Source organism: Mesorhizobium sp. RCAM 06353 (assembly GCF_059683585.1).
Window position 1 is genome coordinate 2,234,443 of record NZ_CM185031.1, and the last position, 15,244, is coordinate 2,249,686.

15 protein-coding genes are annotated in these 15,244 nt (G+C 63.2%); 6 read left to right on the forward strand and 9 right to left on the reverse strand.

Features of this window, described 5'->3' with window-relative positions; genetic code table 11:
* Positions 1 to 28 precede the first annotated feature (28 nt).
* Positions 29 to 1,015, reverse strand: a complete 987-nt coding sequence (locus tag AC56QX_RS10595) for an AraC family transcriptional regulator (protein WP_497115772.1) — start codon at positions 1,013 to 1,015, stop codon at positions 29 to 31.
* Positions 1,016 to 1,199: 184 nt separating this feature from the next.
* Between AC56QX_RS10595 and AC56QX_RS10600 the strand changes: the two genes are divergently transcribed.
* The gene (locus tag AC56QX_RS10600) at positions 1,200 to 2,414 is read left to right on the forward strand and encodes an MFS transporter (RefSeq protein ID WP_497115774.1); all 1,215 of its coding nucleotides are present in this window, start codon (positions 1,200 to 1,202) and stop codon (positions 2,412 to 2,414) included.
* Between the two features lie 37 nt (positions 2,415 to 2,451).
* Here AC56QX_RS10600 and AC56QX_RS10605 read toward each other — a convergent pair whose 3' ends face one another.
* On the reverse strand, positions 2,452 to 3,030 hold the full coding sequence (locus AC56QX_RS10605) for a TetR/AcrR family transcriptional regulator (RefSeq protein ID WP_497115776.1): 579 nt from the start codon (positions 3,028 to 3,030) through the stop codon (positions 2,452 to 2,454).
* 96 nt (positions 3,031 to 3,126) lie between these two features.
* On the opposite strand from AC56QX_RS10605, the gene AC56QX_RS10610 reads away from it, so the two are divergent.
* Positions 3,127 to 4,035 (forward strand): SDR family oxidoreductase, encoded by a 909-nt coding sequence (locus AC56QX_RS10610; protein ID WP_497115777.1) that lies wholly within the window; start codon positions 3,127 to 3,129, stop codon positions 4,033 to 4,035.
* A gap of 16 nt (positions 4,036 to 4,051) precedes the next feature.
* Here AC56QX_RS10610 and AC56QX_RS10615 read toward each other — a convergent pair whose 3' ends face one another.
* Positions 4,052 to 4,399: a GFA family protein gene (locus tag AC56QX_RS10615; protein ID WP_497115779.1), complete on the reverse strand. Its 348-nt coding sequence runs from the start codon at positions 4,397 to 4,399 to the stop codon at positions 4,052 to 4,054.
* 116 nt (positions 4,400 to 4,515) lie between these two features.
* On the opposite strand from AC56QX_RS10615, the gene AC56QX_RS10620 reads away from it, so the two are divergent.
* Positions 4,516 to 5,811 carry an amidase gene (locus tag AC56QX_RS10620; RefSeq protein WP_497115781.1) on the forward strand — a complete coding sequence of 432 codons (1,296 nt, stop codon included), beginning with the start codon at positions 4,516 to 4,518 and terminating at the stop codon, positions 5,809 to 5,811.
* 18 nt (positions 5,812 to 5,829) lie between these two features.
* Here the strand turns inward: AC56QX_RS10620 and AC56QX_RS10625 are convergent, their stop codons facing one another.
* The 5 genes from AC56QX_RS10625 to AC56QX_RS10645 are packed head-to-tail and all read right to left on the reverse strand — an operon-like array spanning position 5,830 to position 10,094.
* Entirely contained in the window at positions 5,830 to 6,219 is a 390-nt protein-coding gene (locus AC56QX_RS10625; RefSeq protein WP_497115782.1) for a hypothetical protein, read from the reverse strand.
* Positions 6,220 to 6,259: 40 nt separating this feature from the next.
* Entirely contained in the window at positions 6,260 to 7,252 is a 993-nt protein-coding gene (locus AC56QX_RS10630; protein WP_497115784.1) for a hydroxyacid dehydrogenase, read from the reverse strand.
* Positions 7,253 to 7,254: 2 nt separating this feature from the next.
* Positions 7,255 to 7,974: a FadR/GntR family transcriptional regulator gene (locus AC56QX_RS10635; protein WP_027043339.1), complete on the reverse strand. Its 720-nt coding sequence runs from the start codon at positions 7,972 to 7,974 to the stop codon at positions 7,255 to 7,257.
* 2 nt (positions 7,975 to 7,976) lie between these two features.
* The gene (locus AC56QX_RS10640; RefSeq protein WP_497115786.1) at positions 7,977 to 9,146 is read right to left on the reverse strand and encodes a mandelate racemase/muconate lactonizing enzyme family protein; all 1,170 of its coding nucleotides are present in this window, start codon (positions 9,144 to 9,146) and stop codon (positions 7,977 to 7,979) included.
* Between the two features lie 60 nt (positions 9,147 to 9,206).
* Positions 9,207 to 10,094, reverse strand: coding sequence for a sugar phosphate isomerase/epimerase family protein (locus AC56QX_RS10645; protein WP_172223926.1), 888 nt, complete (start codon positions 10,092 to 10,094; stop codon positions 9,207 to 9,209).
* A gap of 402 nt (positions 10,095 to 10,496) precedes the next feature.
* Between AC56QX_RS10645 and AC56QX_RS10650 the strand changes: the two genes are divergently transcribed.
* Genes AC56QX_RS10650 through AC56QX_RS10660 form a run of 3 tightly spaced genes read left to right on the forward strand, consistent with a single transcriptional unit; the run spans position 10,497 to position 13,645 of the window.
* Positions 10,497 to 11,552, forward strand: coding sequence for a sugar phosphate isomerase/epimerase family protein (locus tag AC56QX_RS10650; protein ID WP_497115788.1), 1,056 nt, complete (start codon positions 10,497 to 10,499; stop codon positions 11,550 to 11,552).
* An 11-nt stretch (positions 11,553 to 11,563) separates the two neighbouring features.
* Entirely contained in the window at positions 11,564 to 12,751 is a 1,188-nt protein-coding gene (locus tag AC56QX_RS10655) for a Gfo/Idh/MocA family protein (protein ID WP_497115789.1), read from the forward strand.
* Between the two features lie 42 nt (positions 12,752 to 12,793).
* A complete protein-coding gene (locus AC56QX_RS10660) occupies positions 12,794 to 13,645 on the forward strand; it encodes a sugar phosphate isomerase/epimerase family protein (RefSeq protein WP_497115791.1) in 852 nt (283 codons plus the stop codon).
* A gap of 158 nt (positions 13,646 to 13,803) precedes the next feature.
* On the opposite strand, the gene phnE is transcribed toward AC56QX_RS10660, so the two are convergent.
* A complete protein-coding gene (gene phnE, locus AC56QX_RS10665; protein WP_497115792.1) occupies positions 13,804 to 15,171 on the reverse strand; it encodes a phosphonate ABC transporter, permease protein PhnE in 1,368 nt (455 codons plus the stop codon).
* Positions 15,172 to 15,244 lie beyond the last annotated feature (73 nt).

Consider the following 15,244-nt stretch of genomic DNA (forward strand, 5'->3'; position numbering starts at 1 on the left):
CGCGGAAGTCAGTCACGGCCAAGATGCGTTACCCGGCCTGGCGAATATCGGCCTGCTCCTCGGCGCGCAGGTGGCTGGGAGCCGAGCCGATGACGCGCTTGAAGGCGCGACTGAAGGCAGCGTCCGATTCATACCCCAAGCGTGCTGCAACGACGGATATTTTCATGCGGTCGCGGAGCAGCCATTGCCGCGCCTGATGCATCCTGACCTGGGTGACATATCTTGCCGGCGTTTCGCCGACGACGGTGGCGAAACGCTCGGCAAAGCCCGAGCGCGAGGCGCCCATCATCCGGGCCAGCGATTCGACCGTCCAGTCGTGGTCCGGCTCGAGATGGATGGCGGCCAGCACGCGGCCGATGTCACGGTCCCGAACCGCCGCGATCCAGCCAGAGGAGTCGCCGCAGCCCCGTTCGACCCATGAGCGGATGACGGTGGCGGCAAGCACATCGGCCAGCCGCGCCAGGATGCCACCGGAGCCGACACGCTCCATCGTCACTTCGCGCGCCATGGCCTCCAGCAAGTGTGGGATGCCCGGCTCATAGGCTTCCAGCTCATGCGAGCGCATCACGTCCGGCATCATGCCAAGCAGGGGGTGCAGGCCATCGATATTGAAATACATCGCGGCGCAGAACAGCAGCGTTCCCGGCTGGCAATTCTTGTCGCACATCTCCGCGTTCGACGTGCAGTAGACGTCCTTGCAGACCTCTTCGAGCTCATAGCCATGGATCGGCCAGGCCTTCGCGCCGGGTTCGCTGGCCAGCACATGGGCCTCGCCGCGCGGCAGCAGCACCGCATCGCCGGCATTGAGCTCAACCCATTCGCCGGAAGGCTGCTTCAGCCAGCAGCCCTTGCGGCCGATGAAATGAAACCGCGCCCCGGGCTGAGCCGGGAACTGGATGCCCCAAGGCTCCTTCATCTCGCAACGGCCATATTCGACACCGTCGAGACGCAGCCCGCGCAATATGTCTGTCAGCGGGTCGCCGGTGATCGGAATTTTGGACGAATGGTCAAGCATAATGGGGTTTCTAGCATGGAAACTCCAGGGCGTCACTCCCTATGTTGCATTGCAGCCAAATGCTGCGCCGCAACCAAGCCAAGACCGACCTCATAGCCAAGCCCCGACGGCAAGGCGTGGAAACGGGTGGAAGCCTCGGGCGGTCATTGCCTATTTGACGCCGCAAACAGATCGGAGACTGACCATGGCCGAACCCGCGACGGGCGTCATCGACGCCACACTTCTGAACCCTGTAGACACCGATGAACGAACCGAACCGGCATGGGGCGCCGTTGTATCACTGGCGCTTGGGGTGTTCGGACTGGTCACCGCCGAATTCCTGCCCGCCAGCCTGCTGACGCCGATGGCGCGCGATCTTGGCGTCACAGAAGGCGTGGCGGGACAAGCGGTGACGGCAACTGCGATCGTCGCCGCGATCGCCGCACCGACGATGGCAATCATCACCAGGCGCATGGACCGCAGGCTGGTGATGTGGATGCTGACGTCGTTCCTCATCCTGTCCAATCTTGTGGCCACCTTTGCCTCGTCGCTACCCATGCTTCTGCTGGCCCGCGTCGTGCTCGGCGTGGCGCTGGGCGGCTTCTGGGCGATGTCGGCAGCCATGGCGCTGCGGCTGGTGCCGATGCGGCTGATGCCGCGCGCCATGTCGATCATCCTGACCGGTGTTTCGCTGGCCACCGTCACTGCTGCTCCTGTCGGCGCCTATGTCGGCGACATCTGGGGCTGGCGCACGGCCTTCATGATCGCGACGGTCGTCGCTGCGCTGGCATTGCTGGTGCAGGTAGCGGCCATTCCGAAGCTGCCGCCTGTGGGTGTCGCGAGCTTCCGCACCTTGCTCGAGGTGCTCGAGCGGCCGTCGATCCGGGTGGCCCTGCTGGTGGTGCTGCTGGTCGCGTCCGGGCACTTTGCCGGCTTCACCTATGTCCGCCCCTTCCTTGAGAAGGTGCCGGTGCTCGACATCGAAACGATCTCGCTGGTTTTGCTCGCCTATGGCATAGGCGGCTTCTTCGGCAACATCGTCGGCGGCATGCTGGCCGAACGCAACCTCAAGGCCGCGGTCGCATTGGCGCCCTTGCTGATTGCCCTGGCCGCCGCCTCGATGCTGATCTTCGGCGCCTCGCCGACGGTTGCCGCTGCCGCCGTCGCCGCCTGGGGCTTTGCCTTCGGCGCGGTACCGGTGGGGCTGCAGAGCTGGCTGGTTCGGGCTGCGCCCGACCAGGCGGAAAGTGCCGGCGGCTTAATGGTGGCAACCTTCCAGGTGGCGATTGCGCTGGGCGCCGTCTCCGGCGGCCTGCTGGTCGACCATGCCGGCGTCGCCAGCGCCTTCGCCTATTGCGGCGGGGCAACGCTGCTGGCGGCCATTGTGGTGTTCCTGCGCGGCCCGAAGCAGGCCGAATAGTCTCCCATCTCTGACTTACCCAGCGGCCCGAGAACCATCACGGTTTTCGGGCCGCTGTCGTTGTGACGGCGGTGACGAAGCGGTTGAGACTGTCCTCGACATAGGCGGCTACATCGATCGTCGGATCGAAGCTCCACCACAGAAGCGAGCCCTGCCAGTGCGAGGCCATCAGCAGGCCGACGTCCTGTGGCGGGCTGGATATCTCCCCAAAGCAATCCGCAAGGATTTTGGACAGAGATGCCTTCCAGGCCGCACCCCGCGCCCGCAGCATGGGGTCACGCAGATCCTCGCGCAGGACAAGCAAGCCGTCGGCATAGGATTCGATGCCGCCATAGCCCTGCGACAGCGCCACCAGCAATTTGATAGCGCCGGCCGGGGTCCGGGCGACGGCGGCGCCCAGTGTACATGTCTTGTCGTCGAGACCATCCCAGGCGTGCATCAAGGTGCGCTGTTTCAGCTGCGCCTTGTTTTTGAAGCGTTGCACTAATGTTGCGCCGGAAAGACCGCAAGCCTTTGCCAGCCGCTCGAAAGTGAGCGCCTCAGGACCATGTTCATGGATCAGCCGAAGCGCTGCCTCCAGCACCTGCTCGTCGGACCGGGTTTTGGGTCGGGTCATCTTGACATTCCAATATAACCGAATGATCATTTATATATGATGCGAGCGACGCAGACCAGCCTCGCTTGTCGATGGTTTCGTTTTTGGGAGAGTTCAATGACGTTGCAAGGGAAAGTTGCCCTGGTCGCCGGTGGAACGCGTGGTGCGGGGCGCGGCATAGCGGTCGAACTCGGTGCCGCGGGCGCCACGGTTTATGTCACCGGCAGGAGCACGCGCGCGCAACAATCCGAGTATGCGCGGCCCGAAACAATCGAGGAAACGGCGGAAATGGTCACGGCGAACGGCGGCAGGGGCATCGCCGTGCAGGTCGATCATCTCGTGGCTGACGATGTGCGCAGTCTGGTCGAGCGCATCCGCACCGAACAGGGGCGCCTCGATATATTGGTCAACGACATCTGGGGCGGTGAAAAGCTGTTCGAATGGGACAAGCCGGTCTGGGAGCACAATCTGGAGAATGGCTTGCGCATGCTGCGGCTGGCCATCGACACGCATCTGATCACTGCCCATCATGCGCTGCCCCTCATGATTGAGCAGCCGGGCGGACTGCTGATCGAAGTCACGGATGGCACGGCCGAATACAATGCCGACCACTACCGCCTGTCGCCCTTCTACGATCTTGCCAAGGTCGCGGTGAACCGCATGGCCTGGGCTCACGCCAAGGACCTTGCGAAATATGGTGCCACCTCGGTCTCGTTGACGCCCGGCTGGCTACGGTCGGAGATGATGCTGGAGACCTTTGGAGTGCGCGAGGAGAATTGGCGCGATGCCGTCGCCACGGTGCCGCATTTCGTCATTTCGGAGACGCCGCGCTTTGTCGGGCGGGCCGTTGCCGCATTGGCCGCAGACCCTGACCGCTCGCGCTGGAACGGGCAGTCGTTGTCCAGCGGTGGGTTGGCACAGGTCTATGGCTTTACCGATCTCGACGGTTCGAGGCCCGATGCCTGGCGCTATGTGCCGGAGGTCCAGGACGCCGGCAAACCCGCCGACGCAACGGGTTACCGGTAAGGCAATCTGGAATCGCTCAGGCCGAACGCCCGTCGAAGTCGAAGATCGGCAAGGTGGACGGGTCGATATCGGCGACGCAGTTGAGGTTGATGTAGGCGCTGCGTTCGCTGCCTTCGCGGACGTCTTCGGCGAATGGGTGGATGCCGCAGCTGCGGCAGAAACGGTGTGCCATGGCGTGATTGCCGAATGTGTAGCTGCCCAGATCATCGCCCCATGCCAGGACCGTCAGGCTCGCATGCGGGATGGCATACAAGAGCGCGCCCTTACGCGAGCAGATCGAACAGTTGCACCGCACGGCGCCGGTAGGCTCCGCCTTGAATTCGAAAGCGATCTTGCCGCAGTGACAGCTGCCTTTGTACAGCATCAGTATCTTCCTATCGCTGGCAGGTGCAAAGGCACGCTGGCCGGGTTATCCCTTCCGCAAGCCCAACCGGCCGCTTTTCTTAAAGACGTTGCATCCTGGCGGAGTCCGACACCGACATGCAATCAATCCGCGACCGTCTCGAAATCATCCTGTCACGTCTTGCCAATCGTGCGGCCGGCGAGAAGGTCCTCACCAAGCTCTATGCCAAGGCGGCACGGGCCGCGGCTGATGCCAGCGACGCGCGCAGCCGCGCCGGCGTTTCGCTCGGACCGCTCGACGGCGCCATTGTCTCGATCAAGGATCTGTTCGATGTCGCCGGCGAAGCGACCACGGCCGGCTCGCTGATGCGCAAGACCGCCGCACCCGCTGTGCGTGATGCGGCCATCGTCAGCCGGCTGCGGCAGGCCGGCGCGGTGATCATCGGCAAGACCAATATGACCGAATTCGCCTTCACCGCGATCGGCGACAACATGCATTACGGCACGCCAGGCAATGCCGCCGATGCCAGCCGTATTCCCGGCGGCTCCTCATCGGGCGCCGGTGTTTCCGTCGGTGAGGGGACGAGCGACATCTCGATCGGATCCGACACTGGCGGGTCGATCCGGATTCCGGCGGCGCTTAACGGTGTCGTCGGCTTCAAGCCGACGGCACGTCGCATACCGCTCTCTGGCGCCTTTCCGCTGTCGGGCACGCTGGACTCTATCGGGCCGCTAGCCCGAACCGTCGCGCAATGTGCCGACGCTGACGCGGTGATGGCTGGCGAGGCGCCGGCGGAGCTGGCGGCCATTCCACTCGCAGGGCTTCGCGTCGGTATCCCGCGCGGTGTTCTTTTCGAGGACACGGAAAGCGAAGTTGCCGCGGCGTTCGAGCATTGTCTCGGCAAGATCGTACAGGCTGGCGCGCGCATTGCGGATCTGTCGATCGACAACATGATCGCGGAGTTGCGTGCCGCCACCAAGCGCGGCTCGATCGCGGCGATGGAAGGGGCCGAGATCCATGCCGACTGGCTGGCGACAGGCGCGGCGGTGGCGGTCGACCCGCATGTCAGCGGTCCCTTGTCGCGGGCGGCCATGCTGCCGACGCCGGTCTACATCAGGGCCTTGCGCCGTCGTAGCGCGCTCGTCGCCGCTATGGATGAGCGGTTGGCGTCGGTCGATGTGCTGGCTCTGCCGACCACGCCGGTGACGGCGCCGACCGTCGCTTCCCTGGCCGAGGATGCCGAGTTGCGCGACCACGTCGAAGGCCTGCTGCTGCGCAACACGCAGGTCGCCAACCAGTTCGACCTCTGCGCGATCTCACTGCCGATGCCCGGCATGGCGCTGCCGGCCGGACTAATGCTGGTGGCGCGCAACGGCCATGACCGGCATCTGCTGCGGATTGCTGCGGCTGTTGAGTCGGTGCTTGGTGCGTGACTAGGACTGAACGGACTATTAGTGCGACGAACAGTGCTTGCGTTCGCTGTCCTTGGCGGTGCGCACGATGCGGGTCGCGACCAGCCAGCGCAGGATGTAGTTTTTACCAGTGATGGTCTGGGTGCGCTGCCTGATCGAGCCCCTGACGACGATCTTTCCGCTGTAAAGCACGTCGGACTGATCGATTATCGCCTTGTCGGCCTGCGGCAATCCGCTGATGTCGATCGACACGCCCCTGATGATCGTGCCGGTGGCAACGTCGAGCGCGCTGTTCGATGGGCAGGGCGCCATGAAGCAACGCACCCCATTGTCGCAATAGACATAGCTGCTCTCGGCTTCGGCGAATGCCGGCAAGGTGCCGATGGACGAGGTTGCGGCAATCAGGAATGCGAAGCGAAGACTGGACATGCCCGCACCGTTGCGGAGAATTGGGGCGAAACCGCGATTGCTATAGGTCGAGCGGAAACCGTTGCCGGTAATGATCGACCACGTCCGGATTGCGCAGATTGACCGGCAGTTTTCCGGCCAGCACCAGTAGGGCTTCGCCTGCGGCACCGACGCCCATGCGCATCATCGATTCCTCGGTAATGCCTGCCATATGTGGGGTGATGATGACGTTGTCGAAGCTGAAATAGGGATGATTTGACGGCAGCGGCTGCGTCGAAAACACGTCGAGCGCGGCGCCGCCGATGCGGCGTTCCCGCAAGGCCTCGATCAGCGCATCGTCATCGACGACCGGCCCGCGCGAGACGTTGATCAGCAGCGCATTGGGTTTCATGCGGGCGATGCGTTCGCGGCTGATCAGGCCGCGCGTCTCCGGCGTCAGCGGGCAGCACAGCACGATGATGTCGCTCTGCTCGACCAGCGCGTCGATCGACAGGAAGCCGACTTTTTCGGGCGCCGGCTGCATGCTGCGCGTCGTTGCCACCACTTTCAGGTCGAAGCCGTGCGCTGCAATATGGCCGACGGCTTGGCCGACGGCGCCGAGGCCGACGATGCCGATGGTCTTGCCGGCAAGTTCGATGTTGGAATTGGCGTGCTCGCGGCCGGCGAGCCAGCCTTTGCTGCGCAAATCGCGGTCGACCCTGCGGAATTGCCGCAGCAGCGCAAGCGCGGTGAACATGACATGTTCGGCGACCGAGCGCGCATTGACTGCCGGCACGTTGGCCACCAGCACGCCGGCCGCTGCCGCTGCTTCCATCGGAATCATGTCGAGCCCGGCGCCATGGCGAATCGCTGCCCGCAGCTTCCAGGCCCCCTCGAACAGTGCCGGCGGCAGCGGCGCGCGCACGATGACGATGTCGGCGTCTTTGGCCTCTCTGGTCAAGGTGGCAGGATCGAGCGCCGATGCGATGACGAGTTGACCAGCGCCAGCCAGCTTGGCTGAGGCGCGCGGGTGCAGCGGATGGGTCGACAGGATCTTCGGCACGGTCTGGGCCACGGTCAGGCCTTTTCGAGCGCCGGGCTTGGCGGCGCAACCGCCTTGCCGCCTTCGATCAGGCCCTTCCAGTAGCTTTCCGCGCCTTGAAGGTGGGCGCTCATCAGCGCCTGGGCGAGATTGCCGTCGCGGCGCAGCAGCGCCTCGTAGATCTGCACGTGCTCGGCATGCGAACGCACGCTGCGCTCGGGATCGTTGAAGTAGATCGGCAGGCGCTGCTCGCCCATCAGATAGTAGACGCTGCAGATGTTGTGGAAGACGCTGTTCTTGGTGGCGCGCACGATCTCGAGATGAAACTCGCGGTCTTCCTTGGCGAGGCCTTCGCCGGCGGCGATACGCTCCTCGGATGCCTTGAGGATCTCGCGCAGCCGTTCGAAATTCTCCTCGGTGGCGCGCGAGCAGGCAAGCTCGGCGGCCTTGATCTCATGGATCTTGCGCAATTCGACCGTTTCATAGATCTGCAAGGGATCGAGCGGCAGGCCGGCGCGCGCGAACAGTGCTAGCGCCTCGACGCTGGCCTGCTTGGTGTCGATATAAATGCCGGACTTGGCCCGGCGCTCGACGATGCGCATGGCTTCGAGGATGGCCAGCGCCTCGCGGATCTGGCCGCGGCTGACGCCGAAATGCTCCGCCAGCTCACGTTCCGACGGCGTGCGGCCGGTCTCGCTGTCCGAGTGGGAGAACAGATAGGCGGCGAGTTCGGCGAGGAGGTTCTTTTCTTTCATCGTCAACTGCGTTGCGCGTGCGCCTCCAGGAATCGCTCAGAAATGGTGAATCCCAATCCGGGCTTTTCCGGGATCGCTATCATACCGTCCTTTGCTTCGACAGTCTCTTCGATCAGATCGTGGATCATCGGGTTGGCGCCGAGCGAATATTCGACCGTGAAACTCGACGGCGAGGCGGCGCAGACATGCAAGCCGGCGAAGAAGCAGGGCGCGCCCGCCCACAGATGCGGCGCAAAGCGCAAATTGAAAGCACTGGCGATGGTGCCGATCTTCATCGCCTCGCTGATGCCGCCACAGAAGGCAGGATCGGGCTGGAAGATATCGGCTGCCTTCAGCACCGCGAGGTCGCGGAAGGCATAGCGGGTCGCCTCACTTTCGCCTGTGGCGATTGGCACGGCGCCGGAGGCGCGCACTTCGGCCATACCCGGCTTGTCGTCGGCGATAACAGGCTCCTCGAACCAGGCGAGATCGAGGTCGTTGACGAGGTGGATGAAGCGCTTGGCTTCGGCCACCGTATAGGTGCCGTGGGCGTCGACCATCAGCTCGACATCGGGGCCGAGCGCCTGGCGCGCGGCGCGGACGCGGGCGGCCGAAACATGTGCTGCCCCATCCATGGCGCCAACACGCATCTTCAGCGCCTTGAAGCCGCCCCGGGCGATGTAGGATTTCAGTTGTTCGCCGATGGCGTGGGCGGAGGCCCAGCCGCCCGAGGCATAGGCCTGCATGCGGTCGACCTTGCGGCCGCCGAGCAGCCGCCAGACCGGCACGCCTAGTGATTTCCCCAAAATATCCCAGAGCGCGATGTCGACGGCGCTGATGGCGGCGATGCTCATGCCGCGCCGCGCCAGTTGCGGCATGGCGTGGCCGGCACGCGCGGCACTGTCGTGGCGCACGCCATTGTAGAGCATCTCCCAGATGATGCCGATATCGGCCGGATCGCGGCCGATCAATTGCGGGCCAACCTCGTGGTTCAGCATGTGGACAAGCGCGCCGTAGCTGCCGGCGCTGCCGGCGGCGTTCTTGCCTTCGCCCCAGCCGACCAGCCCGTCATCGGTTTCGATGCGCAGGATGGCGGCGTCGAAGGTCGTCACCTGGCCGAAGTCGCTGCGATGTTGCTTCGCGGCTTCGATCGGGACGCGGACCCACCAGGCTTGGACGGTCTTGATGCGCATGTCTTTCCCCGGCCCTGCCGCCGGTCACGGCGGAAGGGCAAATTTCCCAGAAGCAGTCGACTACTTGATCAGTGGCAGCAACGTTTCGGCGGTGATGCGCATCTGGTCGGTGTAGAATTTTTCGGTCAGCACGCTGGAGCCGTGGTCCTGGATGAACTTCAGCTGCTCGGGCGAGATATCGACCGGATGACGCTCGACCATTTCGGGGTAGGGTGCTGCCGGCGTGCGGTCGACCGGGGCGACGAACTCGTTGGTCAGCGCGCCGTCGTAGCCGACTTCCTTCAAGGTGGCGACAATCCTGGGCCAGTCGATCTGGCCAAGGCCGGCGGCGAAGCGATTGTTGTCGGCGACATGGAAGTCGAACAGCCGCTTTCCGACCTGACGGATGGCGTCATGGACGTTAAATTCTTCCATGTGGATGTGGTAGGCGTCGAGGCAGACGCCGCATTCGGGGCTGACCGCGTCTGCCAGCGCCAGCGCCTGGGCGCCGCGATTGAACAGATAGGTCTCGAAGCGGTTGAGCGGCTCGACGGCGATCTTGACGCCGACCTTCTTGGCATGGGTGAAGCACTCGCGGGTCGCATCGACCACCCACTTCCATTCCTCTTCCTCGGTACCGTCAGGCACCACCTTGCCGACTGTCGCGGGGACGAGCGTGATGATCTCGCCATCCAACTCGCTGACCATGGTCAGCACGTCCTTGACGTATTGAACCGAGCGTTCGCGTTGGCCCTGGTTCTTGGCGGCAAGGTTGCGTTCGCCCAGCATCAAGGTCACCGCGCCCCAGCAGCGGATGCCATGCTCCTTCAACAGCGCCCGTGTCTCCTTGGTCTTGTACTGCTCGGGCTCGCCGGAAATCTCGATCGACTCATAGCCGAACTTCTTGATCCGCTTGAGCGTCGTCTCCAAGGGTTCCGCGCGCATCCAGTTGTGCGTCGAAAGATGCATGGTCTGTCCTTCCCAAATTCGTCCGTATGGTTTGCCTGCGACATGCATCGCCGAAAGGCGACGCAAGGGTTCCTCCCCAAGGCATCCCCAGCCTTTTTCCTGCAAACTGGTTCGACCAATGGGGCCTGAAGCGAGGTCTACAGCAAATTCCAGGGAACGGCAAGAAGCGCGGCAACGCAACTTTTTGTGCGAATTATTCCGTTGATTATATTGCGATATATGCCGATACTTCGGGTGTTCGAAGGGCTTTGCCGGTGCATTGTCAGGCTTGACCAAATTCTCCTATTTGGTAATACCAGAATGGCAGTGCTCGCAAAGCGCCCGGTGCGAAAAGACCAAAATGGCTGGCCCTGCTTCCAATCGGCGCTATGCTTGGTCGCGACACAATGAGGGAGGATGCCGATGCCGACGACAATGAAGGGCCCTGGACTGTTTCTGGCGCAGTTCGCGGGTGACGCAGCGCCATTCAATTCGCTGGCCTCGATCACCAAATGGGCCGCCGGTCTCGGCTATAAGGGCGTGCAGATCCCGACCTGGGACGCGCGCCTGTTCGACCTCAAGAAAGCGGCCTCTTCCAAGACCTATTGCGACGAGGTGAAGGGCATCTGTGCCGATGCCGGCGTCGAAATCACCGAATTGTCGACGCATCTGCAGGGGCAGTTGGTGGCGGTGCACCCGGCCTATGACGCGCAGATGGATGGCTTCGCGCCGGCCTCGGTCCACAACAATCCGAAGGCGCGGCAGAAATGGGCGGTCGAACAGATGAAGTTCGGCGCCAAGGCATCGCGCAATCTCGGGCTGAATGCTTCGGTGTCGTTCACCGGCTCGCTGGCTTTCCCTTACCTCTATCCCTTCCCACAGCGGCCGGCCGGACTGATCGAGGAGGCCTTTGGCGAACTCGGCAAACGCTGGAAGCCGATCCTCGATGTCTATGAGGACAATGGCGTCGATGTCGGCTACGAAATTCACCCCTCTGAGGACGTGTTCGACGGCGCGACGTTCGAGATGTTCCTCGATGCTGTCGGCGGTCACAAACGCTGCAACATCAACTACGACCCCTCGCACTTCCTGCTGCAGCAACTCGACTATCTCGAATTCATCGACATCTATCACGAGCGTATCAAGGCGTTCCACGTCAAGGACGCCGAGTTCAATCCGACGGGGCGGCAAGGCGTCTATTCCGGCTATCAGAGCTGGACCAACCGCGCCGGCCGTTTCCGCTCGCTCGGCGACGGGCAGGTGGATTTCGGCGGCATCTTCTCCAAGCTGACGCAGTACAATTACGATTCCTGGGCGGTGCTGGAATGGGAGTGCTGCCTGAAGCATCCCGAAGACGGTGCTGCTGAAGGTGCGCCCTTCATCCAGCACCACATCATCCGCGTGACGGAAAGGGCATTCGACGATTTTGCCAGCGGCACCACGGACAAGAAGCTGCTGCGCGCGATGATGGGAATTTAACGGAGAAGAAAATGGTTGGCGCATCGAAGTCGGAAACGGGAGGCGGCCCGATCCGCTACGGCATGGTCGGTGGCGGGCAGGGCGCCTTCATCGGCGCGGTGCACCGCATCGCGGCGCGCCTGGACAATGATTTCGTTCTGGTCGCCGGCGCGCTGTCGGCGAATCCCGAGCGGGCCAAGGCATCGGCGGCCGAACTCGGGCTTGATCCCGATCGCAGCTACGCCTCCTACGCCGAGATGGCCAAGGCCGAGGCCAAGCGCCCCGACGGTATCGAGGCGGTGGCCATCGTCACGCCGAACAATGTGCATGTGCCTGCTGCGAAGGCCTTCCTCGAGGCCGGCATCCACGTGATCTGCGACAAGCCGCTGGCAACGACACTGGCCGAGGCGAAGAAGCTCGCCGCTGTGGTCGAGAAGACCGGCAAGGTGTTCGTACTCACTCACAATTACACCGCCTACCCGATGGTGCGGCAGGCGCGCGAAATGGTAGCCAAGGGGGTGCTTGGCGACATCCGCATCGTGCAGTCCGAATATCCGCAGGACTGGCTGACCGAGGATCTCGCCGCCACCGGACAGAAGCAGGCCTCGTGGCGCGGCGATCCGAAACAGGCGGGTGCGGGCGGCGCGCTGGGCGATATCGGCACGCATGCCTACAATCTCGCCCGCTTCGTCTCGGGGCTGGAGCTCGACTCGTTGTCGGCGGATCTCGATGCCTTCGTGCCGGGGCGGCTGCTCGACGACAATGTCAACGTCATGCTGCGCTTCAAGCCCACCGGCAAGACGCATCCGGCCAAGGGCATGATCTGGGCGAGCCAGGTGGCGCCCGGGCACGAGAACGGGCTGAAGCTGCGCATCTATGGCTCGAAGGGCGGGCTGGAATGGGTGCAGGCCGATCCGAACTATCTCTGGTACACGCCATTCGGTCAGCCGAAGCAATTGATCACCCGCAACGGCGCCGGCGCGCTGCCGGTGGCAGGCCGCGTCAGCCGTGTGCCGTCAGGCCATCCCGAGGGTTATCTCGAAGGCTTCGCCAACATCTACCAGGAAGCCGCGCGGGCGATCCGGGCTGCACGACGCAAGGGCGGCAAGCCGCCCAAGGATGTCGTCTTCCCGACCATCCAGGACGGCGTCGAGGGCATGGCCTTCATCGAGGCTTGCGTGAAATCTTCGAAGAAGAATGGGGCGTGGACGAAGCTTTAGAATAAAGACGATCCGGGGGGATCCAAGGGGGAGGGGGCGTCGATGAAAATCGGCATGTGCATGTTCTTGTGGACGACGGCGGTGTCGAAGAAGCACGAGCCGCTGCTTCGCGACATCAAGGCGACCGGCTTCGATGGCGTCGAGATACCGATCTTCGCCGGCACGCCGGACGACTACAAAAAGCTTGGCGACCTGCTCGATCGCATCGGGCTGGAGCGGACCGCAGTCTCGGCGATGGGCGATCCCTCGATGAACCTCATCTCGCCGGATACCGCGACCCGCAAGGCCGGTGTCGAGTACATGAAATGGGCTGTCGATTGCGCCGATGCGCTTGGCGCCAGGACGCTCAGCGGGCCGCTGCATTCGACACTCGGGGCCTTCTCCGGCAGCGGGCCGACACCGGCCGAGAAGAACCGTTCCGTCGCCTCCCAGCGCACCATCGGCGACCATGCCGGCAAGCGGAACGTGACCATCGGGCTGGAGGCGCTGAACCGCTTCGAATGTTATCTTTTCAACACGATGGCCGATCTGTCGGAGCATATCGATGCCATCGGCCGGCCGCATATCAGGGCGATGTACGACACCTTTCATGCCAATATCGAGGAGGCCGACCCGATCGGGGCCTATACGAAGCACCGCAGGAATGTCGTGCACATCCACATCTCGGAGAACGATCGCGGCGTACCGGGGCGCGGCAACATCCCGTGGAAAGAGACTTTCGCGGCGATCCGCAAGAGCGGCTACGACGACTGGCTGACGATCGAGTCGTTTGGTCGCTCGCTCAAGGATCTGGCAGCGGCGACCAAGGTGTGGCGCGATTTTTCCGAGAGCCCGGAAGCGGTTTATAGGGACGGCTATAAGCATATTAGGAATGGGTGGAAGGCTGCCGCTTAGGGCATGTCGATATTCGGGTGAGGCCGGCCTGCAAATGCAGGGTTCCTGCGCTTCCGGTGCTCACGTACCCAAAAGTACGCTCCGCTCCGGTTCTCGTAACCCAGCATTTTCGACCCGGCCTGACCCGAATCTCAACATGCCCTGAGACGCTGAGATCGCTACCCCTGCTCGGCCTGAATCCTGTTGTAGTCGTGAATCGTCCGACTGAGCCTCCGGCGCAGGAAGTTTGAGATGTTGTCGAAGATGAAGACGACGAGCAGGATCAGCAGCACCATGTAGAAGACGTTGGCCCAGTTGGAGTTGGTGCGCATCGCTTCCCACAATTTTAGGCCGATGCCGCCGGCGCCGACGGCGCCGATGATGGTGGCGCCGCGGGTGTTGGATTCCCACTGGTAGAGCGTCTGGCTGATGAAGACCGGTATCACTTCCGGCATCACGCCATAGCGTTGCACCAGGAGGCCGTTGGCGCCCGTTGACAGCACGCCTTCGCGCGGCTTGTCGTCGATGTTCTCCAGCGCTTCGGAATAGGTTTTTCCGAGGGTGCCGATTTCGGTGAAGAAGATCGCAGCACTGCCGGCGAGCGGACCGGGGCCAAAGGCGCGGGTGAAGAACAGCGCCCAGATCAGCATGTCGACCGAGCGCATGAAGTCGAAGAAGCGCTTCAGCACCTGGCTGAGCAGGCTGCTCGGCGTGATGTTGCGGGCGGCGAAGAAGGCCAGCGGGAAGGCGACGATGCCACCGAGCAGCGTGCCCAGGAAGGCCATGACGATGGTCTGCAGCAGCTTCGTCCAGACGTCGCCGTGCTGCCACTGGGCGTTGTTCCAGATGTTGTCACCGGCCAATGCGAGATTGGAGGTGCCCGGCTTCAGCTTAGGTCCGGACGTGATCAGCGAGATCACCTCTCCCGCTGATTTGCCGAAGAAGGGCGAGCGCGTGTCGAAGACGAAATTCGCCCAGCCGAGGAAACGCTTGCGCACCTTGACGCGGTCGACGGTGACGCGCACCTCGCCGACGAAGCCCATCTTGGCGACCACCTCGTCGTCATGCGCGGTAATCCAGTCCGGCACCGGGCCCGTGATCACCGGCTTGCCGCTGGTCAGCGCAACCGGCACGGTCTGGCCGTTGGCCGCGATCGTCGCCTGCGTCTTGTCGAAGGTGACGGATTTTGCCGGGCCATCGATCAGCACGGTGAAGGTGCCGTCCGGGTTCTTGATCACCCAGTCTGGGTTGGGGTTGTCGCCAAGCGCTGAGAAGCGAGGGTATTTGGGCGTGATCTCCGGCTGGTCGAGCCGGAACTCCGGCTGCAGGTCGTAGCTGATCCATTGTGTGAGGAACAGCGGCAGGCGCTCCCAGTGCGATTCCCGCAGCACCTGCGGCAGGCTGAAGAACCACAGGACATAGATGAGGTAAGTCAGGATGCCGATAAACAGGAAGAGCGGGGCGAAGCGTTTGTACAACGGCCGCCGGAACACCTGGGGATAGCGCTCCTCGATCGACAGCATCTCCTCGGCGGTCATGGCGGCCATGATTTGTCTTTCCATTTGACCATGATCTCTTGGACAAAACGGTTCCCGTTTGTCCGAGAAAACCGGATGCCAC

What these genes read in the sequence shown, in the direction of transcription:
- AC56QX_RS10595 (WP_497115772.1), bottom strand. Translation starts at nt 1,015, where the DNA reads ATGCTTGACCATTCGTCCAAAATTCCGATCACCGGCGACCCGCTGACA.
- AC56QX_RS10600 (WP_497115774.1), top strand. Translation starts at nt 1,200, where the DNA reads ATGGCCGAACCCGCGACGGGCGTCATCGACGCCACACTTCTGAACCCT.
- AC56QX_RS10605 (WP_497115776.1), bottom strand. Translation starts at nt 3,030, where the DNA reads ATGACCCGACCCAAAACCCGGTCCGACGAGCAGGTGCTGGAGGCAGCG.
- AC56QX_RS10610 (WP_497115777.1), top strand. Translation starts at nt 3,127, where the DNA reads ATGACGTTGCAAGGGAAAGTTGCCCTGGTCGCCGGTGGAACGCGTGGT.
- AC56QX_RS10615 (WP_497115779.1), bottom strand. Translation starts at nt 4,399, where the DNA reads ATGCTGTACAAAGGCAGCTGTCACTGCGGCAAGATCGCTTTCGAATTC.
- AC56QX_RS10620 (WP_497115781.1), top strand. Translation starts at nt 4,516, where the DNA reads ATGCAATCAATCCGCGACCGTCTCGAAATCATCCTGTCACGTCTTGCC.
- AC56QX_RS10625 (WP_497115782.1), bottom strand. Translation starts at nt 6,219, where the DNA reads ATGTCCAGTCTTCGCTTCGCATTCCTGATTGCCGCAACCTCGTCCATC.
- AC56QX_RS10635 (WP_027043339.1), bottom strand. Translation starts at nt 7,974, where the DNA reads ATGAAAGAAAAGAACCTCCTCGCCGAACTCGCCGCCTATCTGTTCTCC.
- AC56QX_RS10640 (WP_497115786.1), bottom strand. Translation starts at nt 9,146, where the DNA reads ATGCGCATCAAGACCGTCCAAGCCTGGTGGGTCCGCGTCCCGATCGAA.
- AC56QX_RS10645 (WP_172223926.1), bottom strand. Translation starts at nt 10,094, where the DNA reads ATGCATCTTTCGACGCACAACTGGATGCGCGCGGAACCCTTGGAGACG.
- AC56QX_RS10650 (WP_497115788.1), top strand. Translation starts at nt 10,497, where the DNA reads ATGCCGACGACAATGAAGGGCCCTGGACTGTTTCTGGCGCAGTTCGCG.
- AC56QX_RS10655 (WP_497115789.1), top strand. Translation starts at nt 11,564, where the DNA reads ATGGTTGGCGCATCGAAGTCGGAAACGGGAGGCGGCCCGATCCGCTAC.
- AC56QX_RS10660 (WP_497115791.1), top strand. Translation starts at nt 12,794, where the DNA reads ATGAAAATCGGCATGTGCATGTTCTTGTGGACGACGGCGGTGTCGAAG.
- phnE (WP_497115792.1), bottom strand. Translation starts at nt 15,171, where the DNA reads ATGGCCGCCATGACCGCCGAGGAGATGCTGTCGATCGAGGAGCGCTAT.